The following is a 24,951-nucleotide window of genomic DNA, read 5'->3' on the forward strand; positions in this document are numbered from 1 at the left end:
CGCCGAGCTGTGGCTGCGGGACGCGGGCGATCACCGCGAGGACGTGGCGGAGTACCAGGCGCGGTACGACGCGTGGCTCGACGAGTTCGACGCCCGGTGCACACCGGGCGCCCTTCGCGCGTTCCCGCGGCGGCTCAGCCGCGGTTGAGCTCGAACCACACCACCTTGCCCGTGCTGAGCCGGGTCGCACCCCAGCGCCGGGCCAGCCGGTTCACCAGGTACAGGCCCCGCCCGCCCTCGTCGGTGGCCCGGGCCTGCCGCAGCCGCGGCAACTGCGGGACGTCGTCCCCCACTTCACAGCGCAGCACGTCCGTGCGCAGCAGCCGCAGGGTCACCGGCCGGGACGCGTACCGCACGGCGTTGGTCACGACCTCGCTGACCAGCAGCTCCACCGAGTCGCTGAGCTCCTCCAGGCCCCAGCGCTGCAGCGCGCGCCGGGCCAGCCGGCGGGCCCGGCCGGGAGCGGCGTCCTCCGGCTCCAGGAACCAGTAGGCCACGTCGCTGGGCGCGATCCCGTCGAAGCGGGCGGCGAGCAGCGCGATGTCGTCGTCCCGGTCGCCCGGGCCGAGCATGTCGAGCACCTCGTCGCACAGCGCCTCCAGGGGCGGCGGATGGTCGGGACCGGTGAGCTGCGCGGTCGCGGCGAGCTTCTCCCGCAGCTGCTCGATGCCGGTCCACACGTCCCGCAGGCGCGACTCGACCAGGCCGTCGGTGTACAGCAGCAGCGTCGCCCCGGCGGGCGCGTCCAGCTCCACCGCCTCGAAGTCGACACCGCCGACCCCGATGGGGGCGCCGGCCGGCACGCGCAGCACCTCGGCACGGCCGCCCAGGTGGAGCAGGACGGGCGGCGGGTGACCGGCGTTGGCGATGGTGATGCGGTGCGCCACCGGGTCGTAGACCGCGTACAGGCAGGTCGCCATGCGGTCCACGCCGAGGCGCTGGGCCTGTTCGTCGAGGTGGTGCAGCACCTCTTGCGGCGGCAGGTCGAGGCCGGCGAGCGTCTGGGCCGTCGTGCGCAGCTGGCCCATGATGGCGGCCGACGTCATGGAGTGGCCCATGACGTCGCCGACGACCAGGGCGACGCGGCTGCCCGGCAGCGGGATCGCGTCGTACCAGTCGCCGCCGACCCGGGCGGTCTCCGCGGCCGGCAGGTAACGCGAGGCGAGCCGCACGCCCGTCGGGCGGGGCAGCGTCTCGGGCAGCATGGTGCGCTGCAGTTCGTCCGCGATGTAGGCCTCGCGGCCGTACAGCACGGCCTTGTCGATGCCGAGGGCGCTGTGCGTGGCGAGCTGGGCGGCCACCAGCAGGTCGTCCGGCTCGAAGGCGATGCGCTCGGGGCGGCGCAGGAACAGGGCGGCACCGATCACCCGGCGCCGGCCGCGCAGCGGCGCGAGGATCGCGCGCTGCCCGTCCGGCACGGCGAACTCGCCGCCCTCGCCGAGCAGCTCCGGCAGTGCGGCGCGGGCCGCGGGGGCGTCGGTGAACACCGGGCGCACCCCGCGCAGCACCTCGGCGAGCGCGCTGCCGGGCCGGACCTCGCACAGCTCGGCGCCGACCGAGTCCAGCTCGTTCGGCTCGGGCTGTGCGGCCGGCAGGAAGCCGTTGTCGGTGTCGCGCTCCACCGGTATCCGGTCGGTGCGGCGCAGCCGCAGCACCAGCGGGCCGGTGGGCCGCTCGTCGCCGACGGGCAGCGGGTCGCGCAGATAGACCAGGATCGCGTCGGAGAACGTCGGCACGGTGGCCCGGCACAGCCCCATCACGATCTCGTCGAGGTCGATGCCGCGGGCGATCCGCCGCGTGGCGGCCCCGACGAACCGCAGCCGGTCGCCGTCCCGCCGCATGGGCGTGGGCCGGCCGGGCGGCAGGCTCTGACCGGTGCGGCGCTCCTGCCCGTCGGCGCTCGCGCCCTGCCGGTCCTGTTCGTCGGCCGGCTGCAGCGGAATGCCCTCGGGGGCGGGGCGCGGCCGGGGGGTGTCGCGCTCGGCGGTCTGCTCGGCACCCGGCTGGGAGTGCTCGGAGGCGGGGTCGCTCACGGTGTCCTTGCCCTTGCCGAACGGCGTGGAGGTGCCCGGCTGAGACGTGCCCGGCGGAGTGTGGGCCGTCGTGACCGGAACGATGACGTCGCCGCCGGAGCGGCCCTGGACCGGTAAGGCGCCGGCGCCGGGCGCACGGGCCGGTGCCGGGGTGTGCACGAGCGCCCCGCGGGGGTCCGCGGGGTCGACGCCCGGCTGGGGGCGTTCGAAGGAGGTCGGCTGCTCCGTCACGCGTGTCGAATCCATCCGTCCGGGGCTGCACGCCAGGTGTGCAGCTTCTCCCGCCGAAACTCCGATACCCGGAATACGTGCCCCAGGAACGGAATTCCCGCGTGGTCAGAGGTTGTTCCTGTGCCACCGGCGGGCCGTCCGCGGCCCGTGGAGCCCGCGACGCAGGCCCTGCCGGTGTTGCCCTCGTACCCCTCGCTCACGTCCTGCCGCCCCTCGGTGACGATCGGTCAAGCTCAGCGCGTGCTTCGGTAGTTGCCGCCGTGCGCCCTTGCGGAGGACGATCCTACGTTTCTTGCCCGGGGGCGCATCAAGGGTCTCATGAGGACACGTGCGCGGGCGTACGATCCCAGTCCTCCGGCAGTGACGGTACCCCCCAGGACGGATCCGGGCGCCAGTGCTGCCAGCCTTCCGAGAACGGCGGCCCCCAGGCGCGGATCACCTCCACCGCGGCCCGCCCCGCCGCCCGTACCCTTTCCGCCTGCCGGTCGTCCATCAGCCCGTCGCGCAGCGCCTGGGCGAACTCGTCCTCGTCGCGCCAGTGCCAACTGCGGTCGGGGTGGACGGAGATGTCCAGGAAGTGGTCCTCCGAGTCGACGCCGCCCTCCCAACGGGCCAGCGGCTCCTCCAGGTTCACGTACCAGTTCTTGAACTGCCAGCCCGGCTCCCAGAACAGCCACACGGACCAGGGCTGGCCGGGCCGGGCCAGCTTGAGCACGCCCGTGCCCAGCCACCGGCCGCGCCGGACGGTCCGCGGCTTGGTGTAGCGCGACTCCAGCGGCTCCTGGTGCACCGGGGTGCCGTCGGCGAGCACCGGCTTCACGCACTCGGTGCCGGGCGCCAGCCACACGGCGAGCAGTTCCGCGTCGTCCCGGACGACGGTGACCGGACGCGCGATGTGGAGGTGCGGGCCGCCGTTCTCCCGGTACCGCCACAGGATCCGGCTCCCGGGTGCCCAGAAGTCCGTCGCACCGCCCTTTGCCACGCGTCTCACCGCTCCGCCCTCTGCCATGGACAGATATTAGGTGCCATGGGCATACGACGCTGCGGCGCGTGTCACGGTTCACGCGCCGGGCGTACGGTGCCGGAAAAACGTCACGGGTGCGTCATCCGCAGGACATCCAGCGCCTCGTCCAGCTGCTCCAGGGTCAGGTCCCCGCGCTCCACGTACCCGCTGTCCAGGACGACCTGACGGATCGTCCTGCGCTCGGCCAGGGCCTTCTTGGCGACCTTCGCGGCCTCCTCGTAGCCGATGTACTTGTTGAGCGGCGTGACGACCGAGGGGGAGGACTCGGCGTACTCGCGCGCCCGTTCACGGTCCGCGGTGATGCCGTCGACGGTCCGGTCGGCGAGCAGCCGCGTCACGTTGGCGAGCAGCCGGATCGACTCCAGCACGTTCTTCGCGATGACCGGCAGCATCACGTTGAGCTCGAAGTTCCCGGCGGCCCCGGCGGTGGCGACGGTGGCGTCGTTGCCCACGACCTGGGCGGCGACCATGAGCACGGCCTCCGGGATGACTGGGTTCACCTTGCCCGGCATGATCGAGGAGCCGGGCTGGAGGTCGGGCAGGGCGATCTCGGCGAGACCGGTGCGCGGCCCGGAGGCCATCCACCGCAGGTCGTTGGCGATCTTCGTCAGTCCGACCGCGATGGTCCGCAGCTGCCCGCTGGTCTCGACGATGCCGTCCCGGGCGCCCTGCGCCTCGAAGTGGTCCCGGGCCTCGGTCAGGGGCAGCCCGGTGGTGTGGGCGACCTCCTCGATGACGGCGGCGGAGAAGCCGGGCGGGGTGTTGATGCCGGTGCCGACGGCCGTACCGCCGAGAGGCAGTTCGGCGAGCCGGGGCAGGGACGCGTGCAGCCGCTCGACCCCGTAGCGCACCTGGGCGGCGTACCCGCCGAACTCCTGCCCCAGCGTCACGGGCGTGGCGTCCATCAGGTGGGTCCGCCCCGACTTCACGACGTCGGCGAACTCCTCGGCCTTGCGCTCCAGGGAGGCGGCGAGGTGCTCCAGCGCAGGGATCAGGTCGCGCGTCACCGCGGCGGTGGCGGCGATGTGGATGGAGGACGGGAAGACGTCGTTGGACGACTGGGAGGCGTTGACGTGGTCGTTCGGGTGCACGGGGCGCCCGAGCCGCTCACTGGCCAGGGTGGCGATGACCTCGTTGGTGTTCATGTTGGACGAGGTCCCGGACCCGGTCTGGAACACGTCGACGGGGAAGTGCTCGTCCCACCGGCCCTCGGCGACCTCCCCGGCCGCCTCCTGGATCGCCTGGGCGACGTCCTTGTCCAGGACCCCCAGCTCGGCGTTGACCTTGGCCGCGGCGCCCTTGATCCGGGCGAGGGCCTCGATGTGCGCGCGCTCGATGCGCTGCCCGGAGACGGGGAAGTTCTCCACCGCCCGCTGGGTCTGGGCCCGCCACTTGGCATGGGCGGGCACCCGCACCTCGCCCATGGAGTCGTGCTCGGTGCGGTACTCGGTCCTGTCCTGCTCGTCGGTCATCGACGATCACCTCCACGTGTCACAGCGTCAGCGCCGCGACCACTGTTCCCCGTGGAGGCGATTCGTCACCGCGCTTGTCAGGCGAGTCCGGGACCCCGTACCGGAATGGAGGTGAACGTCGGCTGCGGCGCCGGGTCCTGGAAGAAGTCGTTGCCCTTGTCGTCCACGACGACGAACGCGGGGAAGTCCTCGACCTCGATCTTCCAGACCGCCTCCATGCCGAGCTCCTCGTACTCGACGACCTCGACCTTCTTGATGCAGTCCTGGGCGAGGCGGGCGGCCGGGCCGCCGATGGAGCCGAGGTAGAAGCCGCCGTGGGCGTGGCACGCGTCGGTGACCTGCTTGCTGCGGTTGCCCTTGGCCAGCATCACCTTGGACCCGCCCGCGGCCTGGAACTGCTCCACGTAGGAGTCCATGCGGCCGGCCGTGGTCGGGCCGAAGGAGCCCGACGCGTAGCCCTCGGGCGTCTTGGCCGGACCGGCGTAGTACACCGGGTGGTCCTTCAGGTACTGCGGCATCTCCTCGCCCGCGTCCAGCCGCTCCTTGATCTTGGCGTGCGCGATGTCGCGCGCCACGACCAGCGGGCCGGTCAGCGACAGCCGGGTCTTCACCGGGTACTTGGTCAGCTCGGCCAGGATGTCGTCCATCGGCTGGTTGAGGTCGATCCTGACGACGTCACCGTCGGCGTCGAGCTGCTCGTCCGTCGTCTCCGGCAGGAACCGCGCCGGGTCCGTCTCCAGCTGCTCCAGGAAGACGCCCTCGGCGGTGATCTTCGCGACGGCCTGGCGGTCGGCGGAGCAGGACACCGCGATGGCGACCGGGCAGGAGGCGCCGTGCCGGGGCAGGCGCACCACGCGCACGTCGTGGCAGAAGTACTTGCCGCCGAACTGCGCGCCGATGCCGATCTTCTGCGTGAGCTCGAAGACCTTCTGCTCCAGCTCCTTGTCCCGGAAGCCGTGCCCCAGCTCCGAGCCCTCGGCCGGGATCTCGTCCAGGTAGTGCGCGGAGGCGTACTTCGCGGTCTTCAGGGCGTACTCGGCGGACGTGCCGCCGACCACGATCGCCAGGTGGTACGGCGGGCAGGCGGCCGTGCCCAGCGAGCGGATCTTCTCCTCCAGGAACTTCATCATGGAGGCCTCGTTCAGGACGGCCTTCGTCTCCTGGTACAGGAACGACTTGTTGGCCGAGCCGCCGCCCTTCGCCATGAACAGGAACTTGTAGGCGCCGCCGTCGGTCGCGTACAGCTCGATCTGCGCGGGGAGGTTGGAGCCGGTGTTCTTCTCCTCCCACATGGTGAGCGGAGCCATCTGCGAGTAGCGCAGGTTGAGGTTCCGGTACGCGTCGTAGATGCCGCGGCTGAGGGCCTCCTCGTCGCGGCCCCGCGTCAGCACGTGCTGCCCGCGCTTGCCCATCACGATGGCCGTGCCCGTGTCCTGGCACATGGGGAGCACGCCGGCCGCCGCGATGTTCGCGTTCTTCAGCAGGTCCAGCGCCACGAACTTGTCGTTGGCCGACGCCTCGGGGTCGTCGATGATCCGGCGCAGCTGCGCGAGGTGGGCCGGACGCAGGTAGTGCTGGATGTCGTGGATGGCCTCCTCGGCGAGCTTGCGCAGCGCCTCCGGCTCCACCTGGAGGAAGGTGCGCCCGTCCGGTCCCTCGACCGTGGAGACACCCTCGGAGGTCACCAGCCGGTACGGGGTGGTGTCCTCTCCCTGGGGGAGCAGATCGGTGTACGCGAACTCAGGCATCTCAGCCCATTCCTCACTCTGCGGACGGCGGCCCGCCTCCTTTGGCGAGCGCCAACCAGCGTAGAACCTGCCGCCGACGGCGAGCTTGTGAGGTAAGGCTCAGTTCGTCACCTCCGGGCCGGGTCGAACGGGTCCGGCCGGGGGGTGTCGCGATCTATCGTGTGTGGGTACGCTGCTGCCGTGGACCTTCAGAAGCCGGACCCTCACCCGCACAGCGGGACCGCGGCGCCCGGGCTCGACGCCTCCGGGCTGCGCGCCTCCGACGCCGAGCGCGACCGCATCGCCGACATCCTGCACGACGCCCTCGCCGAGGGCCGTCTCACCGCCGACGAGCACGCCGAGCGCGTCGAGGGGGTGCTGCGTGCCAAGACGGTGGGTGAACTGGAGGTCTTCATCCGGGACCTGCCCGCCGCGCACGCCCCACGCCCCGCCCACGCCCCGGCCCCGCACCGCCCCACGGCCGGCGCCATCCCGATCGAGCCGGACGACAACGTGGTCGCGGTCTTCAGCAGCGCCGTCCGCAAGGGCCGCTGGCGCGCCGGCCGCCGGATCCACGCCTACGCGATATTCGGCAGTGTCGAGATCGACCTCAGCGAGGCGCTCTACGACCACCAGCAGGTCGTCGTCAAGTCGTTCGCGATCTTCGGCAGCGTCGACATCCGCGTCCCGGAGAACGTGTCGCTGCGCGGCATGGGCGGCGGCGTCCTCGGCAGCTTCGAGGTGGCCACCCTCGACTCGGGCGACCCGGAGGCCCCCATCGTCTACGTCGACGGCTGGGCCGTCCTCGGCAGTGTCGAGGCGCGGGCCAGGCGCGGCAAGATCGTGGCGGACATCCTGGACCGGGTGCAGCGCAAGGTCGACCGGAGTCTGCGCAAGCACCTGGGTCATTGACAGTCGCGAATCGACCGGAAGCGGCGGTTCGGAACTCAGTGCATAGGCGCGCGCACAGCGGGTAGGCCTTGCTGCATCGTCTCTCGCTCGCGAAGCCGTCGTCAGGAGTAGACCGTGCTGCAACCGCCGCATTCGTCCCTGCAGGTAGCTGCCGTTCCGGCCCCGCGGGTGCCAGCGCGAGACAGGGACCAGGACGCCCCGTGGCACACCGAGGCGGTGTGCCGGCGCGACGAGGCGGGCCTGTTCTTCGCCCCCTCCAAGGAGCCCACCGCCGCCCGGCTCTCCCGTGAGGAGGCGGCCAAGCGGGTCTGCGCCCGCTGTCCGGTCATGGTCGAATGCCGCGAGCACGCCCTGCTCCAGCCAGAGCCCTACGGCGTCTGGGGCGGCCTCACCGCGGCCGAGCGCCGCGTGGTCCTGGCCCGGCGCCGCCGCCGCGACCTGGAGCTGAAGAAGGCGGCCCGCTCCGCGAACCAGATAGCGGCGGCGGGCTAGCGGCCGAGCGGCGCGAGAAAGGGGCGTCCCCACCGGGGGCGCCCTTCCTTTCGGCTCCACGCGGCCGACCCGCGAAGACGCGTCCTGAAGGGGCGCGGGGAACTGCGCGAGCGACCACGGCCGACCCGCACACGCCGGCGCCGCGCAGTCCCCACTCCCTCGCGCGCTACTTCCCCTTGTCGAAGTCGATCGCGCTGTACGCCCGGAGCTTGGACAGTCGGTGCTCCGAATCGATTCTGCGCACCGTGCCCGACCGCGAGCGCATCACGATCGAGTCGGTCGTCGCCGTCTCGGCCCGGTAGCGGACGCCCCGCAGCAGCTCACCGTCCGTGATGCCCGTCGCCACGAAGAACACGTTCTCCCCGGTCACCAGGTCCTCGGTGGTCAGCACCCGGTCGAGGTCGTGCCCCGCGTCGATCGCCCGCTGCCGCTCCTCGTCGTCCTTCGGCCACAGCTTGCCCTGGATGATGCCGCCCAGGCACTTCACCGCGCAGGCCGAGATGATGCCCTCGGGCGTGCCGCCGATGCCGAGCAGCAGATCGACGCCGGTGCCCTCCCGCAGCGCCAGGATCGAGCCGGCCACGTCACCGTCGGAGATCAGCTTGATGCGCGCCCCGGTGTCCCGGATCTCCTTGATGATGCCCTCGTGCCGCGGCCGGTCCAGGATCACCACCGTGACGTCCTCGGGCGCGGACCGCTTGGCCTTGGCGACCCGGCGGATGTTCACCGACACGGGCGCGTTGATGTCGACGAAGTCCGCCGCCTCGGGGCCGGTGACGAGCTTGTCCATGTAGAAGACCGCGGAGGGGTCGAACATCGACCCCCGCTCGGCGGCCGCCAGCACGGCGATCGCGTTCGTCATGCCCTTCGCGGTCAGCGTGGTGCCGTCGATCGGGTCCACGGCGATGTCGCACTCGGGCCCGGTCCCGTCGCCCACGCGCTCCCCGTTGAACAGCATGGGGGCCTCGTCCTTCTCGCCCTCGCCGATCACGACGACACCGTTCATCGAGACGGTGGAGACGAGGGTCCGCATGGCGCGGACCGCGGCACCGTCGGCGCCGTTCTTGTCACCGCGTCCGACCCAGCGGCCCGCGGCCATCGCCGCCGCCTCGGTCACCCGGACCAGTTCCAGGGCGAGGTTGCGGTCGGGGGCCTCGGAGGGCACATCGAGTTCGGACGGCAAGTGATGATGCTCGGTCATCGGAGCGCACCTTTCTGTACGACGACGGCCGGATGAGGGCTTTGTCGCCCGACTCTATCTCCGAGCCCACAGAATGAGCAGGGGCCCCCACGGATGAGCGCCGCGGAGACCTGCGACGATAGGGGGCGTGGCAGGCACGAACGGCAAGCAGAAGACGGCGCGGGACATGATCCTCTCCCTCGGGGTCATCGTCCTCGTGGCGGGCGTCATATACCTCTTCATCCCGCACGACGACAGCGCACCCGACCTCAAGCGCGTCGACTACCGGGTCGAGCTCCTCACGGCACGCCGCGCCGCCCCGTACCCCGTGGCCGCGCCCCAGGGGCTGCCCGACGCCTGGAAGGCCACCTCCGTCCGCTACCAGGCCGAGGACTTCGACACCTGGCACCTCGGGTTCCACGATCCCGAGGGGGAGTACGTGGCGGTCGAGCAGTCCACTCAGCGGCGGCCCGTCTTCCTCGACGAGGCGACACAGGGCGCGCGGGAGACCGGCACGACCGAGCGGATCGACGGCCGGACATGGACCCGCTGGGAGGGCGGCCGGTACGACGCGCTGGTCCTGGAGGGCACCGAGGGCTCGACGACGGTCGTCACGGGCACCGCGTCGTTCGGGCAGCTCACGAAGATGGCGGAGGCGCTGGAGACGAAGTGAGCGCGCACGAGTAAGGCCCCCGGCACGGCTGCCGGGGGCCTTCCTCGTGTTCGTGGGGTCAGACGGTCGTGACGACCTGATCGAACGCCAGGCGCGGGGAGCGCGGGTACCAGGCGTCCGGACCCGGGCGGCCGATGTTGACGACCATCAGCGGGGTGTGGTCGTCGTCCAGGAACTCCTTGCGCACGCCCTCGAAGTCGAAGCCGGTCATCGGGCCGGCGGCCAGACCGGCGGCCCGGACGCCGACGATGAAGTACGCGGCCTGGAGGGCGGCGTTCATCGCGGCGGAACCCTCGCGCACCGGGCGCTCGGCGAAGAAGGCGTCCTTGGCCTGCGGGAAGGCCGGGAACAGGTGCGGCAGCTCCTCGTGGAACTCGTTGTCCGCGGAGAGGATCGCGACCAGCGGGGCGGTCGCTGTCTTGGCCCGGTTGCCCTCGGCCATGTGGGCGACCAGGCGCTCGCGGGCCTCGGGGGAGCGGACCAGGGTGATGCGCAGCGGGGTCTGGTTGAAGGCGGTCGGGCCGTACTTGACCAGGTCGTAGATCGCCTGCACCTGCTCGTCCGTCACCGGCTCGTCGGTGAAGGTGTTGGCGGTGCGGGCCTCGCGGAACAGGAGGTCCTGGGCTGCGGGGTCAAGGACGAGAGACATGAACGAAAACCTTCTCGGGGTGTACGTCGGGTCCGGGGTGCCGGACCGGCTGACGTCTGCGACCGTACGCCAATGAAGTTCAACGTTCAATCAAATCTGGGATGCGGTGATCGACTTCACAGAGATCCCGCACCGGTTCCCGGAGGGCTACTCCGCGTCCTCGCTCTCCGCGGCCTCCTCCGCCAGCGCCGCGTCCAGCCGCGCCCGCGCCCCTTCCAGCCAGCGCCGGCACACCCTGGCCAGCTCCTCGCCCCGCTCCCAGAGCGCCAGGGACTCCTCCAGCGTCGTACCGCCCGCCTCCAGACGGCGGACGACCTCGATCAGCTCGTCCCGCGCCTGCTCGTACCCGAGCGCCTCGGCCGTACCCGGCGCCTGCTCCACCTCGCTGGTCATCCACCCACCCTATGTGTCGACTCGTACGGAGAACTCACCCTCGGAGACCCGCGCGCGCAGGGCCTCGCCGGCCTCCACCTCGCCCGGGTCGCGGACCGCGTGCCCGTCCGCCCTCTGCAGCACGGCGTACCCGCGCTTCAGGGTCGCGGCGGGGGAGAGGGCCACCACGCGCGCGTGCGTGTGCGCCAGCTCGGAGTCGGCGCGGTCCAGCTGGTGCCGCAGGCAGCGCCGGCCGCGGTCGAGCAGGTCCGCCACGTGGTCGGCCCGCTCGTCGATCATCCGGTGCGGGTCCTGTATCGACGGCCGTGCGAGCGCGTGCGCCAGGCCGCGCTCCTCCCGGTCCAGCAGCGCCGCCACACACCGCCGGGCCCGGTCCCGCAGCAGCCGCACGCGCTCGTACTCCTCGCCGACGTCCGGCACTACCTTCTTGGCGGCGTCGGTCGGGGTCGAGGCCCGCAGGTCCGCCACGTGGTCCAGCAGCGGGTTGTCCGGCTCGTGGCCGATGGCCGACACCACGGGCGTACGGCACTGCGCGACCGTGCGGATCAGCTGCTCGTCGGAGAACGGCAGCAGGTCCTCCACGCTGCCGCCACCCCGGGCGACGATGATCACGTCCACGTCGTCGAGCGCGTCGAGCTCCTTGACGGCCTGCACGACCTGCGGCACGGCGTGCACGCCCTGCACCGCGACGTTGCGCACCTCGAAGCGGACGGCGGGCCAGCGGTGCCGGGCGTTCTCCAGCACGTCCCGCTCCGCGGCCGAGGCCCGGCCGCAGACCAGCCCGATCAGCTGCGGCAGGAAGGGCAGCGGCTTCTTGCGCTCCGGCGCGAACAGCCCCTCGCGCGCCAGGGCCTTCTTCAGCTGCTCCAGCCGGGCCAGCAGCTCCCCGACGCCCACGGGCCGTATCTCGGCGGCCCGCAGCGACAGCTGCCCGCGCGGGGCGTACCACTCGGGCTTCGCCAGCACCACGACCCGGGCGCCCTCGCTCACCACGTCCGCGACGGTGTCGAACACCTGCCGGTAGCAGGTCACGCTGACGGAGATGTCGTACGACGGGTCCCGCAGCGTCAGGAACACCACACCGGCACCCGGCCGCCGCGACAACTGCGTGATCTGCCCCTCGACCCACACCGCCCCGAGCCGGTCGATCCACCCCCCGATGAGCCGCGACACCTCACCGACGGGCAGCGGGGATTCCGGAGTCGTGTTCACAGCCATGCCCGCGAGCGTAGTGGGCCCCGCCGACAATCCCGATCAGCCGGCTGGGGGACCGGATCGGCGGGGCTGGTCGACAGCAAGCCCGGGGGGAGGGGCGCGGGTCCGGTCCGTCGGCCACCGAGGGACCGGGGACCGGGGGCCGGGCAGGCCGGGTCCGCTCGGCCGCGCGGGCCTGGCCGGCCGGCCGCGCGGGCCCCGCTGCCCGGCCGAGTTGACACAGCGGCCGCGCAGCCGGCCGCCGCGCGTCAGACGCCCGGGTGCGGGGCCCGGCCGAAGGTATCGGCGTGCACAGTCGCCCGGCGGCGCGAGGCCCGGCCGGTCGGCCGGCCGGGCGCGGGGCGCTGTTGCGTTGCCGCCCGGCGGGCCCGGTCGTTCAGGCCGCCGGGGGCGGGGCCGTGACCCCGCGTCACTCCTGGATCACCAGCACCGGCCCGGCCGCCGGCCGCACCGCCCCGTGTGACCTGGCGTCCAGCGTGCCGAACACGCCGACCGGAGCCATCGGCGCGATGAACAGCAGCCCGTGGACCACCAGGTCCCGGAAGCCCAGACTGCGCCGCAGCGCGTGCTCCCCGTCGGCCGTGATGGCCCCCGTGCCCGTCTCCGCCATCGTGGCCCGCCTCCGCCTTTCGCCACACGCGCCGCGTTCGTTCAGTCTTCCCGGGCACTCCGCACGGACGCGATCTCCGACCCGCCGAACGCGGCCTTACGATGGGACGCATGTCTGCTTCGCCTGGCCGCCGTGTCCTGCTCGCCGCCCCCCGTGGCTACTGCGCGGGCGTGGACCGCGCCGTGATCGCCGTAGAGAAAGCGCTGGAGCAGTACGGCGCCCCGGTCTACGTCCGCCACGAGATCGTCCACAACAAGTACGTCGTGCAGACCCTGGAGAAGAAGGGCGCGATCTTCGTCGAGCAGACGGAAGAGGTGCCGCCGGGCAACATCGTGATGTTCTCGGCCCACGGCGTGGCCCCCGTCGTCCACGAGGAGGCCGAGCGCGGCAAGCTCGCCACCATCGACGCCACCTGCCCGCTGGTCACCAAGGTCCACAAGGAAGCGGTCCGCTTCGCCAAGGAGGACTACGACATCCTCCTGATCGGCCACGAGGGCCACGAGGAGGTCATCGGCACCTCCGGCGAGGCCCCCGACCACATCCAGCTCGTCGACGGCCCGGGCGACGTCGCCAAGGTCGAGGTCCGCGACCCGTCCAAGGTCGTCTGGCTCTCCCAGACCACGCTCTCCGTCGACGAGACCATGGAGACCGTCGACGCCCTGAAGGACAAGTTCCCGCAGCTCATCTCCCCGCCCAGCGACGACATCTGCTACGCCACGCAGAACCGCCAGCTGGCCGTGAAGCAGATGGGCGCCGAGTCGGACCTGGTGATCGTGGTCGGCTCGCGCAACTCCTCCAACTCCAAGCGCCTGGTCGAGGTCGCCAAGATCGCCGGGGCCCGCGCCGCCCACCTCGTGGACTTCGCCGACGAGATCGACGAGGCCTGGCTGGAGGGCGTCTCCACCGTCGGCGTCACCTCGGGCGCGTCCGTGCCGGAGGTCCTGGTCGAGCAGGTCCTGGAGTGGCTCTCCCAGCGCGGCTTCGAGGACGTCGAGATCGTCAAGGCGGCCGAGGAGTCCATCACGTTCTCCCTGCCCAAGGAGCTGCGCCGCGACCTGCGCGAGGAGGCGGCCGCACTGGTCGCCGGGCGGGGCGGCGCCGCTTCGGGTGAACGTTCCGCGGAGTGATCGCGGACGCTTCGCGAAGCAGGTGCGAAGTGATCGGGGAGCTGCCGGGGCGGGCCGGGCGGGATGACCGTCCGGCCTGTGACCGCCAGTCCCACGTCGTAACGTAGGGCCATGCAGATCTTCGGCGTGGACATCGGCGGTTCCGGGATCAAGGGTGCCCCGGTGGACCTGGACAAGGGCGACCTGGCGCAGGAGCGCCACAAGGTCCTCACCCCGCACCCGGCCACGCCCGACGGGGTGGCCGACGGCGTCAAGCAGGTCGTCGACCACTTCGGCTGGACGGGACCCGTCGGGGTCACGTTCCCGGGCGTGGTGACCGACGGGGCCACGATCCGTACGGCGGCCAACGTCGACGCCGGCTGGATCGACACGGACGCGCGTGCGCTGCTCGGCGAGCGGCTGGGCGGGCTGCCGGTGACGGTGGTGAACGACGCGGACGCGGCGGGCGTCGCCGAGATGCACTTCGGAGCCGGCCGCGGCCGGCAGGGCACGGTGATCCTGCTGACGTTCGGCACGGGCATCGGCAGCGCGCTCTTCGTCGACGGCGTCCTCGTCCCGAACACGGAACTGGGCCACCTGGAGCTGGACGGGCACGACGCGGAGAAGCGGGCCTCCAGCAAGGCCCGCGAGGACCACGACCTGTCGTGGGAGCACTGGGCGGAGCACCGGGTGCGCAAGTACCTGGCCCACGTCGAGATGCTGTTCTCGCCGGAGCTGTTCATCATCGGCGGCGGCGTCAGCCGCAAGGCCCACAAGTTCCTGCCCCACATCGAGGGCATCAAGGCGGAGATCGTCCCGGCGCAGCTGCAGAACAACGCGGGCATCGTGGGAGCGGCGATGCGGGCGGCGGGGCATTAGGCCGGACCCGGCCTCAGGGCCTGACGGGGCCCGGGAAGGCGGGCCGCCGGAGGTGGGTCACACCGCCGGACGGCCGCCCGCCGCCGCTGCCGTCCTCCTGCGGTGCACCAGCCGGATCCGCCGGACGATCACGATCAGGCCGGCGACGAGCGTCCCTCCGTACAGCCATCCGGCCTGGGTGGCGAGCGCGGTGACCAGCCCCATCAGCCTGCTCCCGCCGTCGCCCTCGGCCACCGGCAGCAGCCCCACGGCGAACGCGATGGGCACGACGACGGGCGCGGTCATCAGGTCGCCCGGGCGCACCCACACGGCGGTCAGCACGCACACCGGCAGGAACAGCACGCCGTACGCCGTCAGGGACGCCCCGAACAGCGCGGCGCACAGCGCGCCCAGCAGGAACATCACCACCGCGCAGAACAGCCCGCTGCCCAGCCCGGTCAGCCGCGGGTTCGGCAGCCGGCCCACGGCCGCCGGGGCGAGGGCCGGCCGCCGCCCCGGCGCGGGACGGCGCTGGGCCCCCGGCGGCCGCGCCGGGCGTGCGGGCCCGCCGCCCGCTCGCGCGGGAGCGCCACCCGCCCCCCGTTTCACCTGCGGCGGCAGGGGTGGCCTCGGCCGGTCACGTCGCGGTCCGTACTGGGCAGGTCGCGTCCTGTATTGCTCCACCGCACTAACTTAGGTCGTTCAATATGCCGAATAGCCCGAGAGACACGCCGAGGACCGAGGCTTGGCCAAGCGTTCGATACGCCTCCCGGGGCGGTTCCGGGCACGCCGTAGACTGGTGGATCGGCCGGTCTCCTGGCCGCCTGGCCCTCTCCACTCACGGGAAGTCGCAACGTGTCGCTCACGATCGGAATCGTCGGCCTGCCCAACGTCGGCAAGTCGACCCTGTTCAACGCCCTGACCAAGAACGACGTGCTGGCGGCCAACTACCCGTTCGCCACGATCGAGCCCAACGTCGGCGTGGTCGGCGTCCCCGACCCGCGCCTGACGAAACTGGCCGAGATCTTCTCCTCGCAGCGGGTCCTGCCGGCCACGGTCGACTTCGTCGACATCGCGGGCATCGTGCGCGGCGCGTCCGAGGGCGAGGGCCTGGGCAACAAGTTCCTGGCGAACATCCGCGAGTCCGACGCGATCTGCCAGGTCATCCGCGCCTTCAAGGACGAGAACGTCGTCCACGTCGACGGCAAGGTCTCGCCCAAGGACGACATCGAGACGATCAACACCGAGCTGATCCTCGCCGACCTGCAGACCATCGAGAAGGTCCTGCCGCGCCTGCAGAAGGAGTCGCGGATCAAGAAGGACGTCGCGCCGAAGGTCAAGGCCGTCGAGGAGGCCAAGGAGATCCTGGAGAAGGGCGACACCCTCTTCTCCCAGGGCATCGTCCAGGGCACCGAGCGCGCCGAACTCCTGCACGACCTGCACCTGCTCACCACCAAGCCGTTCCTCTACGTCTTCAACGTCGACGAGGACGAGCTGACCGACGAGGACTTCAAGAACGAGCAGCGCGCCCTGGTCGCCCCGGCCGAGGCGATCTTCCTCAACGCCAAGCTGGAGGCGGACCTCGCCGAGCTCGACGAGGACGAGGCCCTGGAACTCCTCCAGTCCGTCGGCCAGGAGGAGCCCGGCCTGGCGACCCTGGCCCACGTCGGCTTCCGCACGCTCGGCCTGCAGACGTACCTCACGGCCGGCCCCAAGGAATCCCGCGCCTGGACGATCAAGAAGGGCGCCACGGCCCCCGAGGCCGCCGGCGTGATCCACACGGACTTCCAGAAGGGCTTCATCAAGGCGGAGGTCATCTCCTTCGACGACCTGGTCGAGGCCGGCTCGGTCGCCGAGGCCCGCGCGAAGGGCAAGGCGCGCATGGAGGGCAAGGACTACGTCATGCAGGACGGGGACGTGGTGGAGTTCCGCTTCAACGTGTGACCGGGTGACCGGCACGCACCAGGATGGTTCATTTCTGCTGTCTGTGACCGGTGGCACCGGGCGGTACTTGCCCGGCGAAAGCGAGGTGGACTGTCGGGGGCAGTCAACAGGCGCCGCCAGTGGTCATTCGGCGCTCGGGACATGGCGTCGACTCTGCGGGCCCTCGCACAGGCCACGCCGTCAATGTGTCGAAACTCTGTCTGATTTCAGATGTGCCGCTCCGGCTTGACGCCATCCCACTGATCCGGCGAACGCGCAGGTCATCAAGGGCTCACCTCTTCGGAGGTGAGCCCTTGCCCGTTCCCCTCCACGAGGCGCAGATCAGCGGCCGTGGCGGTCAGGTGGATGTGCTCGAGCGCCGGATTGGCCGCGGCCATCGCGGACTTGACGACGAGCACCTTGCCAGAACTTGTCGCCCTTCTGAACGAACTCTTCTACGTCGTGGAGGACTTCGTGGCGGATGAGGCCGCGCGGGATCCCGGAGATGTGACGGAAGTCGAACTGCTGGCCGGAGTGAAGGCTTTCCTCGACGGGTGCTGGCGGCGGTGAAAACACTAGGTCGCTCTGAACATGTGGCCCTCTGTCGACGTCTCGCTCGAGTCGTCGGCAGGGGCCACTGCTGATGGGCCGCGTGGTGCCCTTTGTTGGAGACTTCTGCTCTCGATGGGCTGGTGGGCAAGCGGCAGTTCAGCCTTGGAGCGCAGACGTGTCGGGCTCACTCCGAGTTACTGGCCCGGAAGCCAGCGAGGCTCTTGAGAAGCGCCTTGTGTCAAACGTCGATGCCGAGAACAGCGCGCGGCGGTGACGGCGGCGACTGTCGCGAGGGCCGGCAGGGCGAGGAGGGCGTACTTCCGGTGGTCCGGGGTGCGCCGGAGGCGTTCGGGTGCCGTCGGTTCTGCGGACAGGTCCCGGGCGATCCGGCGCCAGACGTGTTCCGGGGGTTGTGCCGGCAGGTCGATCAGTTCCGCCGTGCGGGCCGCCTCGACCACGCGGGTCATCGTGAGGAGGTCGTCGCGGCAGCGGGCGCAGCGGTCGATGTGGTCGAGCGCCTCGGTGTCGGCGGGGGTGCGGGGGGCGCTGCCCAAGGCCAGTTCGACCAGGTGGGAGGGGTCCACGTGGGTCACTGCGGCCTCCCGGATGCGATGGGCTCCGCCGTGACGACGTGGTTGTTGAAGTAGCCGCCGCGCTCGGGGACGTACGGGGGCGCGCAGGTGATGAGGGTGAGGACGGGCGGGCCCGTGCGGCGGAACGCCGAGGGGGGCAGGTCGTCCTTGGGGACCGTGACGCGGGAGGCGATCCGGTAGTGCGCCGGGGCCGCCCCCGTGCGGCGTACCTCCACCCGGTGACCCCGGCGGACGTCGTGCAGCGCGGCGAATTCGCCCAGGTCGCCGGAGTCCGTGTCGACGTGGCCGACCAGCACGGCCGAGCCCTGGGCGCTGCCGGGGGCCGGGCCGTAGCGGTACCAGCCGGCCGTGGCCGGGTCGTCCGGGACGGTCATGTCGCCCTGGGCGGTCACGCCCACCGGTGTCACGCGTGCGTCGAGGTCCACCTCGGCCAGCAGGATCCGCCGGGGCGGGCGTTCGTCCGACGTGGCGGGTGGCCGCGGGGCCGGGGCCGAGGCGGCCGCCGCGAAGTCCCGTGATGGAGCGGGCTGTTCCGGCGGCGGGCCCGGGAGGCCGACGGCGGCTGCCAGTGCGGCAGCCGCCAGGATCGGGGCCGGGCGCCGTCGCCCGCCGTCACCCACGCCGGCCGGCGAAGCGGCGGGCCGTCAGGACGCCCGTCAGCGTCACCACACCGGCCGCGGCGGCCCACGCCGGCCATGTCTCGGAGGAGTTCGGGGTGACGGCGGCGCCGCTGCCGCCCGCGTGCACCGCTCGGGGAGCCGAGGCCATGCCGCTGAACGACTGGGTCGCCAGGGCCAGGTTCTTGTCGTTCGCGCTGCCCCAGGCGTAGACGACGTTGCTGGTGCCCTCCTTCAGGGGCAGGTCGGCCGGGCCTATGGCCACGGTGTTCGTGCCGGCCAGCACCACGTCGGCGTCGACCGTGCCCGCGTCGACCTCGGCGGTGTCCTGCTTCGGGTTGGTCAGGCCGGTGAAGACGGGCTGTCCGCCGGCCCGGACGTCCACGGCGGGCGCGGCCGCGACATGGCGGACCGTCACACGCGACTTGCCAGCGCCGACCTCGGAGACGTCCTCGGTGAAGGCCGTCAGCCGGGGCTTGCCGTCGGCGGTCAGGTGCGCGGCGACCGTGGCGTTGCCGCCCTCGGGCACCTCGACCTTCTTCTGCAGGGCCGGGGTGCCCGAAGGACCCTTGCCCGCTTCGAAGATCTTGATGTCGTAGGTACCGGCGTCGAGGGACTGCGGGTCCGTCACCGTGCCCGGCTTGAAGTCGCTGAGCAGTTCGTCGCCGTTGGCGTACACGTCCACGGTCAGTCCGGGGATGCCGTGGAAGACGGACACCATCGCCTTGTCCTGCTGGTCGGCCAGGGCCGGGGCGGCCGCTCCGAGGGCCAGGGCGCAGGCGCCGGCGGAGGCTGCGAGGGCGAGGGGGAATCGGGAGTTCATGGGGATCGTCCCTTCGAAAGGAGTCTCCGTACGGTGCGGAGTCTCGGTCCCGTTTCGGGGGTGGTGGCCGCCTTGGATGCGCGGCCGGGCGGGCTCGTGTGCCGTTTCTCACGCGCCCGGGCCGGGCGCCGCGGACTGCTCGATCACCACGCGCAGGCGGTGCAGGCCGCGGCGGGCGTGGCTCTTGACCGTGCCCAGGGGCAGGCCGGTCCGGTCCGCGATCTGTGCCTGCGTCAGGTCCTCGTAGAACGCCATGCAGAGCACCTCCCGCTGGGGGCGCGGCAGACGGGACAGGGCGTCGACGAGCAGCACCCGGTCCAGGACGCGGTCCGGTGCGGTGGCGCCGTGCCCCGCGTCGGGGTCGGTCCGGTGGGCCGCCGAGTCGATGAGCGTCAGGCGCCTGGTCCTGGCCGCCAGCGCGTCGACGATCTTGCGGCGGGTGATGCCGACCAGCCAGGCGCCGAGCGGTCCTCGTTCCGGGCGGAAGCCGGCCCGGCCGCGCCAGGCGCCGATGAAGACCTGCTGGGTGACGTCCTCCGCCTCGTGGGTGTCGCCGAGCAGCCGGGTGGCCATGGTGTGGACGAGCGAGCCCCAGCGGCGGTAGATCGCGGCGAACGCCTCCTCGTCGGCGGCGAGGAGGCCCCGGGCCAGTTCCTCCTCGTAGCGGGTCTCCTCGGTGAGCGGTGCCAGGTCCGTCAGTCGTGTGTGGGTGGTCATGGCCTGGTTCCTCCTGCCGGGCGTCGTGCGGACGGGAGGCCGTCCGCCGAACCGCACCGGTCGCGCTGTGGGAAGCGGCGACCCTGCGCTCGACGCCAGTGTTCGGCGCACAAACGACGCAGGACAACGTGCGTCGTTTGTGCGTCGTACAGTGGGTGGTATGGCTGCACAGGGACGGCGTGGAGAGGGCGTGCCGGCGGACGCCGCACAGGTCGGCGGCGGTCTGACCACCGGGGAGGTGGCCAGGCGGCTGGGGGTGGCGCCGACCACAGTCCGCACCTGGGACCGCCGCTACGGGCTCGGCCCCGACGCGCACACCGGCGGGCGGCACCGGCGGTGGACCGCCGGGGACGTGGCACGCCTTGAGCGGATGTGCGCCCTGACGGCTACCGGGATACCGCCCGCCGAAGCGGCGCGCATGGTGCGGGGCGATGTACGGCGGGAGGCGGACCCGGAGGCTCCAGCGGGCCCCGAAGCGGGTGTGGAGGCGGGTCCGGAAGCACCCATGGCAAGGGGCCCGGAAGGGAGCCCGGGCGGACGCCCCGCGAGGGCTTCGGCGCAGGCGGGCCCGCGCGCCACGGCCGCCGGCCGGGGCCGTGGCGGGTCCGGGAGCCGGGCCGGCAGCGGGCTGCGGCTGGGCGACGTGCGCCAGGAGTGCAAGGGCATCGCCCGTGCCGCCCTGCGCCTCGACGCCGCCGCGCTGGATCAACTGCTCCAGGCCGCGATCGACGAGCACGGGCTGGTCACCGCCTGGACGGAGGTGATCATGCCGACGCTCCAGGCCGTCGGCCGCAAGTGGGAGAGCTCCGGCGAGAAGTACGTCGAGGTCGAGCACTTCCTGTCCTGGCACGTCTCCGGCGCCCTGCGGCGCAGCGCCCCCGTCCCGGTCGCCGACCGCCCCGGCGCCCTCACGGTGCTCGCGTGCGTCCCGGGGGAGAGCCACACGCTTCCGCTGGAGGTGCTGGCCGCGGCGCTGGCCGAACGGGGGCTGCCGGTGCGGATGTTCGGCGCGGCCCTGCCCGTGGAGTCGCTCGTCACGGCCGTCCGCAGGACGGGACCGGCCGCGGTGGCGCTGTGGGCGCAGTCACGCGGCACGGCAAGTCGTCCGCTCGCGCAGCATGTCGCCGCGATGGAATGGGGGGTGCGCGGTGCCCGTCGCAAGCCGGTCGTCCTGACGATCGGGCCCGGCTGGTCCGGCGGCCGGGCGGTGCCGGGGCTGCCGCGTCCGACGGGCCTGGCCGAAGCGGTCGCGGTCCTGGAGTCGGTCGTGTCGCGGTAGTGCGGAGGCGGTGGTGCGGAGGTGGTGACGGAGGCGACGGTGCCGAGCCGCGATGCGGAGTGCCGGGCGCGAGCGGCGGCGCGGGCTGCGGCACGGTGCCGGTGCATCCAGCCCCGCCCCCCGGCCCGAAGCGGTGAAGGAGCGAAGCGGAGCGCAGTGGTGTCGTCGGCCCGGTGGTGGGAGCGGAGAGTGGACGTGATCGGCGCGCGGGCCGCGGTCGGCGCACAGCGAGGGGCCCGGTGATCCGCGCCGCCGACGACAGCTCGGACGAGGACCTCACCTCGGACGGGGACCTCACCTCGGACGTGGTGGTCGTCGGGGGCGGCGCCGCCGGTCTCGGTCTCGCGCACCGTTTGACCGGGACCGGCGACACGACCGTCACCGTGGTCGAACCGCCGGACGGCCCCCTCCGGCCGGCGGAACGGACCTGGTGCTACTGGGACGAGGGCCCCGGCGACTTCGAGGAGGCCGTCACCGCCACCTGGCCCCTCCTGCGCGTGCACGGCCCCGACGGCGACGCGCTCACCCTCGACCCGGCCCCGGCGCGCTACCGCATGGTGCGCTCCACGGCGTTCGAACGGCTGGTGCACGCGCGGCTCGCGCAGGCGCCCGGCGGACGGCTGCTGCGGGCGACGGCGGACACCGTGCGCGACGTACCCGGTGGCGCCGAGGTGCGCTGCACGGACCCCGACGGCCGGACCCTGACCCTGCGCGCCCGCCACGTGTTCGACTCGCGGCCCCTGCCCGCCCTCCCCCCGGCCAGGACACAGCTGCTGCAGCACTTCCGCGGCTGGTTCGTCCGTACCGCCGCCGACCGGTTCGAGACCGGGGTCGCCGACCTCATGGACTTCCGCGTGCCCCAGCCCCGGCACGGCCTCGCCTTCGGCTACGTCCTCCCGCTCGCTCCCGACCGGGCGCTCGTGGAGTACACCGAGTTCTCCCGGACACCGCTGACCACCGAGGCGTACGAGGCCGCCCTCGGGCACTACGCCCGCGAGGTGCTCGCTCTCGGCGCGTTCGGCGTGGAGGCGGCGGAACAGGGCGTCATCCCCATGACCGACGCGCGCTTCCCCCGGCGGGCCGGCAAGGCCGTCTTCCGGATCGGGACCGCGGGCGGCGCGACCCGCCCCGCCACCGGCTACACCTTCGCCCCCGCACAGCGGCACAGCCGGGCCATCGCCGCCGCCCTGCGCGACGGCCGCGGCACCGTGCCACCCCCGCACGGACGCCGGGCGCTCGCCATGGACGCGGTGCTGCTGCGGGCCCTGGACACCGGGCGCGTCGACGGCCCCGCGTTCTTCACCGGCCTGTTCCGCCGGACACCGACGCACCGCCTGCTGCGCTTCCTCGACGGCACCACCTCGTTGCGGGAGGAGTGGGGCATCGGACTGCGAACCCCGGTGGGCCCGATGCTCCGCACCGCGGCCGAACTGCCCTTCCTGCCCCGCCGGACCCACCCCGCCCCCGGAAGCCCCGGAAGCCGAACCCACCCCGCCCCCCGAAGCCGACCCCACCCCGCCCCAGGAACCGGAGAGAGCCCCCGATGACCCTGCTGCGCGACCACGACCTGGCACGCGCCTTCGACCACGCGTCCCACACCTACGACCGGCTCACCGCCCTCAGCCCCGGCTACCGCACCGACCTGCTCCGCTCGGCCCGCCGGCTGCGGCTGCCCCGGGACGGGGCCGGGCTGCACGTCCTGGACCTCGGGTGCGGCACCGGCGCCTCCACCCGGGCCCTGCTGCGGGCCGCGCCCCGGGCGCGGATCACCGCCGTCGACGCCTCCGCCGGCATGCTGCGGCGAGCCCTGGCCAAACCGTGGCCCCCTCAGGTGCGCTTCCTGCACCTGAGCGCCGAGGAGCTGACGACGGCGGAGGAAGGCCCGTTCGACGCGGTCTTCGCCGCCTACCTGTTCCGCAACGTCTCCGACCCGGACGTGGTGCTGCGCTCGGTGCGGGGTCTGCTGCGGCCGGGCGGGCGCCTGGCCGTCCACGAGTACAGCCTCGGCGGCTCGCCGGCGCACCGGGCCCTGTGGACGGCCGTGTGCGGGGCGGTGATCGTCCCGGCGGGCACGCTCACCGGCGACCGTGCCCTGTACCGGCACCTGTACCGCAGCGTCCTCGCCTTCGACACCGCGCCCGCCTTCACCGCCCGGCTGACCCGCGCCGGGTTCACCCATGCGCGCGCCCTGCCCCTGGCCGGCTGGCAGACCGGCATCACCCACACCTTCGTCGCCCGCACCGCCCCGGCCGTGGCAGAGGAGGCCGCCCGATGACGCCCGCCGCCGCCCGCCGCGGCCGGGACCGCAAGGCCGAGGTGCTGATGCCCGCGCCCGGGCGCGACCGGTTCGACCCCGCCGACGCGCCGTCGGTCGCCGTGGTCGGCGGCGGGATCGCCGGTCTCGCCGCCGCCACCGGACTGGCCGAACGCGGCGCCCGGGTCACCCTCTACGAACGCGAGGAGTCCCTGGGCGGCCGCCTCGCCGGTCACCGGACCCGGCTGGCCGACGGCTCCGAGGCCACCATGAGCCGCGGCTTCCACGCCTTCTTCCGCCAGTACTACAACCTGCGCGGCCTGCTGCGGCGCACCGACCCCGACCTCGACCGCCTCACCCCGCTGCCCGACTACCCCCTGCGGCACAGCGGCGGACTGACCGACAGCTTCGCCCGCGTCCCGCGCACCCCGCCCCTGAGCGCCCTCGGCTTCGTCGCGCTCAGCCCCACCTTCGGCCTGCGCGACCTGGCCGCGATGGACGCCCGGGCGGCGCTGCCGCTGCTGGACGTGCGCGTGCCGGAGGTGTACGAGCGCTTCGACGGGGTCGGCGCGACCGCCTTCCTCGACCGCGTCCACTTCCCCGAGGCCGCGCACCACCTGGCCTTCGAGGTGTTCTCGCGCAGCTTCTTCGCCGACCCGCGCGAACTGTCCGCCGCCGAGCTGATGCTGATGTTCCACATCTACTTCCTGGGCTCGGCGGAAGGGCTCCTCTTCGACGTGCCGGACGAGCCCTTCCCGCAGGCCCTGTGGGAGCCGCTCGGGGAGTACCTCCGGCGCCTGGGCACCGACCTGCGCACCGGCACCCCCGTCCACGGCGTGGACCCGGCCGGCAGCGGCGGAGCGGAGGTGCGCAGCGGCACCGGCGCCGACCGGTACGACGCGGTGGTGCTCGCCCTCGACACCGTGGGACTGCGGCAGCTCGTCGCCGCCTCGCCGGGCCTGGGCACCGGCCCCTGGCGCGAGGACGTCGCCGCCCTGCGCACCGCCCCGCCGTTCCTCGTCTCCCGGTACTGGCTCGACCGGCCGGTCCACGCCGACCGCCCCGGCTTCCTCGGTACCAGCGGCTACGGCGGCCTGGACAACATCAGCGTCCTGGACCGCTACGAGGGCGAGGCCGCCCGCTGGGCCGAGAAGAACGGTGGTTCGGTCGTGGAACTGCACGCCTACGCCGTCGCCGCCGGCGCGGACCCGCAGACCGTGCAGGACGACCTGCTCGGGCAACTGCGGCGGGTGTACCCGGAGACCCGTCAGGCGCGTGTCGTCGACGCCCGGCACGAGTGGCGCGAGGACTGTCCGCTGTTCCGGGCCGGCACCCACGGGAGCAGGCCCACCGTGCGCTCCCCGCACCCCTGGCTGACACTGGCCGGCGACGGGATCCGCTGCGACCTGCCCGTGGCCCTGATGGAACGTGCCGCCACCACCGGGTTCCTGGCCTCCAACGCCCTGCTCGCCGGGTGGGGCGTGCGCGGCCAGGTGCTGTGGACCGTGCCCCGGGCGGGCCGTTCCCCGGTGCTGCGGGCCCTCAACGCGCTCGCGGGACGCCCGGCCCGCTGACCCGAACCGCCGGACGGGCCCGGGGCGCCCCCCCCGCAGGCCCG

At 72.9% G+C, this 24,951-nt stretch carries 25 protein-coding genes and 1 pseudogene; 11 read left to right on the plus strand and 15 right to left on the minus strand.

What is annotated here, in order from left to right; translation table 11 throughout:
* Positions 1 to 134: 134 nt before the first annotated feature.
* From ABTZ58_RS20000 to ABTZ58_RS20015, 4 genes are all read right to left on the minus strand, one after another.
* Complete coding sequence (locus ABTZ58_RS20000; RefSeq protein ID WP_351358114.1) at positions 135 to 2,279, minus strand: SpoIIE family protein phosphatase; 2,145 nt, start codon at positions 2,277 to 2,279, stop codon at positions 135 to 137.
* Between the two features lie 301 nt (positions 2,280 to 2,580).
* Entirely contained in the window at positions 2,581 to 3,273 is a 693-nt protein-coding gene (fomD, locus tag ABTZ58_RS20005; RefSeq protein WP_351358117.1) for a cytidylyl-2-hydroxypropylphosphonate hydrolase, read from the minus strand.
* 83 nt (positions 3,274 to 3,356) lie between these two features.
* The gene (locus ABTZ58_RS20010) at positions 3,357 to 4,760 is read right to left on the minus strand and encodes a class II fumarate hydratase (protein ID WP_351358120.1); all 1,404 of its coding nucleotides are present in this window, start codon (positions 4,758 to 4,760) and stop codon (positions 3,357 to 3,359) included.
* Between the two features lie 77 nt (positions 4,761 to 4,837).
* Positions 4,838 to 6,508: a fumarate hydratase gene (locus tag ABTZ58_RS20015; RefSeq protein WP_351358123.1), complete on the minus strand. Its 1,671-nt coding sequence runs from the start codon at positions 6,506 to 6,508 to the stop codon at positions 4,838 to 4,840.
* A 180-nt stretch (positions 6,509 to 6,688) separates the two neighbouring features.
* Here ABTZ58_RS20015 and ABTZ58_RS20020 point away from each other — a divergent pair, with 180 nt between their 5' ends.
* Together ABTZ58_RS20020 and ABTZ58_RS20025 are read left to right on the plus strand one after the other, a co-directional pair.
* Positions 6,689 to 7,399 carry a DUF1707 SHOCT-like domain-containing protein gene (locus tag ABTZ58_RS20020; protein WP_502996107.1) on the plus strand — a complete coding sequence of 237 codons (711 nt, stop codon included), beginning with the start codon at positions 6,689 to 6,691 and terminating at the stop codon, positions 7,397 to 7,399.
* A gap of 114 nt (positions 7,400 to 7,513) precedes the next feature.
* A complete protein-coding gene (locus tag ABTZ58_RS20025; protein ID WP_311679755.1) occupies positions 7,514 to 7,891 on the plus strand; it encodes a WhiB family transcriptional regulator in 378 nt (125 codons plus the stop codon).
* 166 nt (positions 7,892 to 8,057) lie between these two features.
* Here the strand turns inward: ABTZ58_RS20025 and glpX are convergent, their stop codons facing one another.
* Positions 8,058 to 9,092, minus strand: a complete 1,035-nt coding sequence (gene glpX / locus ABTZ58_RS20030; protein WP_351358128.1) for a class II fructose-bisphosphatase — start codon at positions 9,090 to 9,092, stop codon at positions 8,058 to 8,060.
* A 127-nt stretch (positions 9,093 to 9,219) separates the two neighbouring features.
* Between glpX and ABTZ58_RS20035 the strand changes: the two genes are divergently transcribed.
* On the plus strand, positions 9,220 to 9,744 hold the full coding sequence (locus tag ABTZ58_RS20035) for a DUF4245 domain-containing protein (protein ID WP_351358131.1): 525 nt from the start codon (positions 9,220 to 9,222) through the stop codon (positions 9,742 to 9,744).
* Positions 9,745 to 9,802: 58 nt separating this feature from the next.
* Here the strand turns inward: ABTZ58_RS20035 and ABTZ58_RS20040 are convergent, their stop codons facing one another.
* The 4 genes and pseudogenes from ABTZ58_RS20040 to ABTZ58_RS20055 form a co-directional block, all read right to left on the minus strand.
* A complete protein-coding gene (locus ABTZ58_RS20040; RefSeq protein WP_309096191.1) occupies positions 9,803 to 10,393 on the minus strand; it encodes a malonic semialdehyde reductase in 591 nt (196 codons plus the stop codon).
* Positions 10,394 to 10,540: 147 nt separating this feature from the next.
* Entirely contained in the window at positions 10,541 to 10,786 is a 246-nt protein-coding gene (locus ABTZ58_RS20045; protein ID WP_351358134.1) for an exodeoxyribonuclease VII small subunit, read from the minus strand.
* A gap of 9 nt (positions 10,787 to 10,795) precedes the next feature.
* Entirely contained in the window at positions 10,796 to 12,004 is a 1,209-nt protein-coding gene (gene xseA / locus ABTZ58_RS20050) for an exodeoxyribonuclease VII large subunit (protein ID WP_351358137.1), read from the minus strand.
* Positions 12,005 to 12,449: 445 nt separating this feature from the next.
* Positions 12,450 to 12,611, minus strand: a pseudogene (locus ABTZ58_RS20055) (amino acid permease); the annotation flags it as partial.
* Between the two features lie 101 nt (positions 12,612 to 12,712).
* Here ABTZ58_RS20055 and ABTZ58_RS20060 point away from each other — a divergent pair.
* Both ABTZ58_RS20060 and ppgK read left to right on the plus strand, forming a co-directional pair.
* A complete protein-coding gene (locus tag ABTZ58_RS20060) occupies positions 12,713 to 13,738 on the plus strand; it encodes a 4-hydroxy-3-methylbut-2-enyl diphosphate reductase (protein WP_309097678.1) in 1,026 nt (341 codons plus the stop codon).
* A gap of 111 nt (positions 13,739 to 13,849) precedes the next feature.
* Complete coding sequence (ppgK, locus tag ABTZ58_RS20065; RefSeq protein WP_351358140.1) at positions 13,850 to 14,596, plus strand: polyphosphate--glucose phosphotransferase; 747 nt, start codon at positions 13,850 to 13,852, stop codon at positions 14,594 to 14,596.
* 57 nt (positions 14,597 to 14,653) lie between these two features.
* On the opposite strand, the gene ABTZ58_RS20070 is transcribed toward ppgK, so the two are convergent.
* Positions 14,654 to 15,259 carry a DUF6542 domain-containing protein gene (locus ABTZ58_RS20070; RefSeq protein ID WP_351358143.1) on the minus strand — a complete coding sequence of 202 codons (606 nt, stop codon included), beginning with the start codon at positions 15,257 to 15,259 and terminating at the stop codon, positions 14,654 to 14,656.
* Positions 15,260 to 15,430: 171 nt separating this feature from the next.
* Between ABTZ58_RS20070 and ychF the strand changes: the two genes are divergently transcribed.
* Positions 15,431 to 16,519: a redox-regulated ATPase YchF gene (gene ychF, locus ABTZ58_RS20075; protein ID WP_351358146.1), complete on the plus strand. Its 1,089-nt coding sequence runs from the start codon at positions 15,431 to 15,433 to the stop codon at positions 16,517 to 16,519.
* 263 nt (positions 16,520 to 16,782) lie between these two features.
* Here the strand turns inward: ychF and ABTZ58_RS20080 are convergent, their stop codons facing one another.
* Positions 16,783 to 16,917: a hypothetical protein gene (locus ABTZ58_RS20080; protein ID WP_351358149.1), complete on the minus strand. Its 135-nt coding sequence runs from the start codon at positions 16,915 to 16,917 to the stop codon at positions 16,783 to 16,785.
* Here ABTZ58_RS20080 and ABTZ58_RS20085 point away from each other — a divergent pair.
* Complete coding sequence (locus ABTZ58_RS20085) at positions 16,904 to 17,068, plus strand: hypothetical protein (protein WP_351358152.1); 165 nt, start codon at positions 16,904 to 16,906, stop codon at positions 17,066 to 17,068. The two genes, ABTZ58_RS20080 and ABTZ58_RS20085, sit on opposite strands and share 14 nt — an antisense overlap.
* A gap of 176 nt (positions 17,069 to 17,244) precedes the next feature.
* Here the strand turns inward: ABTZ58_RS20085 and ABTZ58_RS20090 are convergent, their stop codons facing one another.
* The 4 genes from ABTZ58_RS20090 to ABTZ58_RS20105 form a co-directional block, all read right to left on the minus strand.
* Entirely contained in the window at positions 17,245 to 17,643 is a 399-nt protein-coding gene (locus ABTZ58_RS20090; RefSeq protein WP_351358155.1) for a hypothetical protein, read from the minus strand.
* Entirely contained in the window at positions 17,640 to 18,263 is a 624-nt protein-coding gene (locus ABTZ58_RS20095) for a class F sortase (RefSeq protein WP_351358158.1), read from the minus strand. The genes ABTZ58_RS20090 and ABTZ58_RS20095 overlap by 4 nt, the downstream gene beginning before the upstream one ends.
* Positions 18,256 to 19,083: a DUF4397 domain-containing protein gene (locus ABTZ58_RS20100; RefSeq protein ID WP_351358161.1), complete on the minus strand. Its 828-nt coding sequence runs from the start codon at positions 19,081 to 19,083 to the stop codon at positions 18,256 to 18,258. Before ABTZ58_RS20100 ends, ABTZ58_RS20095 begins: the two co-directional genes overlap by 8 nt.
* A 108-nt stretch (positions 19,084 to 19,191) precedes the next feature.
* On the minus strand, positions 19,192 to 19,800 hold the full coding sequence (locus tag ABTZ58_RS20105) for an RNA polymerase sigma factor (RefSeq protein ID WP_351358164.1): 609 nt from the start codon (positions 19,798 to 19,800) through the stop codon (positions 19,192 to 19,194).
* Positions 19,801 to 19,960: 160 nt separating this feature from the next.
* Between ABTZ58_RS20105 and ABTZ58_RS20110 the strand changes: the two genes are divergently transcribed.
* From ABTZ58_RS20110 to ABTZ58_RS20125, 4 genes are all read left to right on the plus strand, one after another.
* Positions 19,961 to 21,079, plus strand: coding sequence for a MerR family transcriptional regulator (locus tag ABTZ58_RS20110; RefSeq protein WP_351358167.1), 1,119 nt, complete (start codon positions 19,961 to 19,963; stop codon positions 21,077 to 21,079).
* A gap of 242 nt (positions 21,080 to 21,321) precedes the next feature.
* Positions 21,322 to 22,626 carry a lycopene cyclase family protein gene (locus ABTZ58_RS20115; RefSeq protein ID WP_351358524.1) on the plus strand — a complete coding sequence of 435 codons (1,305 nt, stop codon included), beginning with the start codon at positions 21,322 to 21,324 and terminating at the stop codon, positions 22,624 to 22,626.
* A complete protein-coding gene (locus tag ABTZ58_RS20120; RefSeq protein WP_351358170.1) occupies positions 22,623 to 23,354 on the plus strand; it encodes a class I SAM-dependent methyltransferase in 732 nt (243 codons plus the stop codon). Before ABTZ58_RS20115 ends, ABTZ58_RS20120 begins: the two co-directional genes overlap by 4 nt.
* On the plus strand, positions 23,351 to 24,907 hold the full coding sequence (locus ABTZ58_RS20125; protein ID WP_351358173.1) for an FAD-dependent oxidoreductase: 1,557 nt from the start codon (positions 23,351 to 23,353) through the stop codon (positions 24,905 to 24,907). The genes ABTZ58_RS20120 and ABTZ58_RS20125 overlap by 4 nt, the downstream gene beginning before the upstream one ends.
* The last annotated feature ends 44 nt before the right edge of the window (positions 24,908 to 24,951 follow it).

Origin of the sequence: Streptomyces sp. NPDC094143 (assembly GCF_040303825.1) — a bacterium.
GTDB lineage: Bacteria > Actinomycetota > Actinomycetes > Streptomycetales > Streptomycetaceae > Streptomyces.

Bases quoted from the DNA above. Each gene is read 5' to 3' on its own strand.
- ABTZ58_RS20015 (WP_351358123.1), bottom strand. From the start codon at position 6,508: ATGCCTGAGTTCGCGTACACCGATCTGCTCCCCCAGGGAGAGGACACC.
- fomD (WP_351358117.1), bottom strand. From the start codon at position 3,273: ATGGCAGAGGGCGGAGCGGTGAGACGCGTGGCAAAGGGCGGTGCGACG.
- ABTZ58_RS20105 (WP_351358164.1), bottom strand. From the start codon at position 19,800: ATGACCACCCACACACGACTGACGGACCTGGCACCGCTCACCGAGGAG.
- ppgK (WP_351358140.1), top strand. From the start codon at position 13,850: ATGCAGATCTTCGGCGTGGACATCGGCGGTTCCGGGATCAAGGGTGCC.
- ABTZ58_RS20000 (WP_351358114.1), bottom strand. From the start codon at position 2,279: ATGGATTCGACACGCGTGACGGAGCAGCCGACCTCCTTCGAACGCCCC.
- ABTZ58_RS20120 (WP_351358170.1), top strand. From the start codon at position 22,623: ATGACCCTGCTGCGCGACCACGACCTGGCACGCGCCTTCGACCACGCG.
- ABTZ58_RS20110 (WP_351358167.1), top strand. From the start codon at position 19,961: ATGGCTGCACAGGGACGGCGTGGAGAGGGCGTGCCGGCGGACGCCGCA.
- xseA (WP_351358137.1), bottom strand. From the start codon at position 12,004: ATGGCTGTGAACACGACTCCGGAATCCCCGCTGCCCGTCGGTGAGGTG.
- glpX (WP_351358128.1), bottom strand. From the start codon at position 9,092: ATGACCGAGCATCATCACTTGCCGTCCGAACTCGATGTGCCCTCCGAG.
- ABTZ58_RS20040 (WP_309096191.1), bottom strand. From the start codon at position 10,393: ATGTCTCTCGTCCTTGACCCCGCAGCCCAGGACCTCCTGTTCCGCGAG.
- ABTZ58_RS20060 (WP_309097678.1), top strand. From the start codon at position 12,713: ATGGGACGCATGTCTGCTTCGCCTGGCCGCCGTGTCCTGCTCGCCGCC.
- ABTZ58_RS20045 (WP_351358134.1), bottom strand. From the start codon at position 10,786: ATGACCAGCGAGGTGGAGCAGGCGCCGGGTACGGCCGAGGCGCTCGGG.
- ABTZ58_RS20100 (WP_351358161.1), bottom strand. From the start codon at position 19,083: ATGAACTCCCGATTCCCCCTCGCCCTCGCAGCCTCCGCCGGCGCCTGC.
- ABTZ58_RS20010 (WP_351358120.1), bottom strand. From the start codon at position 4,760: ATGACCGACGAGCAGGACAGGACCGAGTACCGCACCGAGCACGACTCC.
- ABTZ58_RS20125 (WP_351358173.1), top strand. From the start codon at position 23,351: ATGACGCCCGCCGCCGCCCGCCGCGGCCGGGACCGCAAGGCCGAGGTG.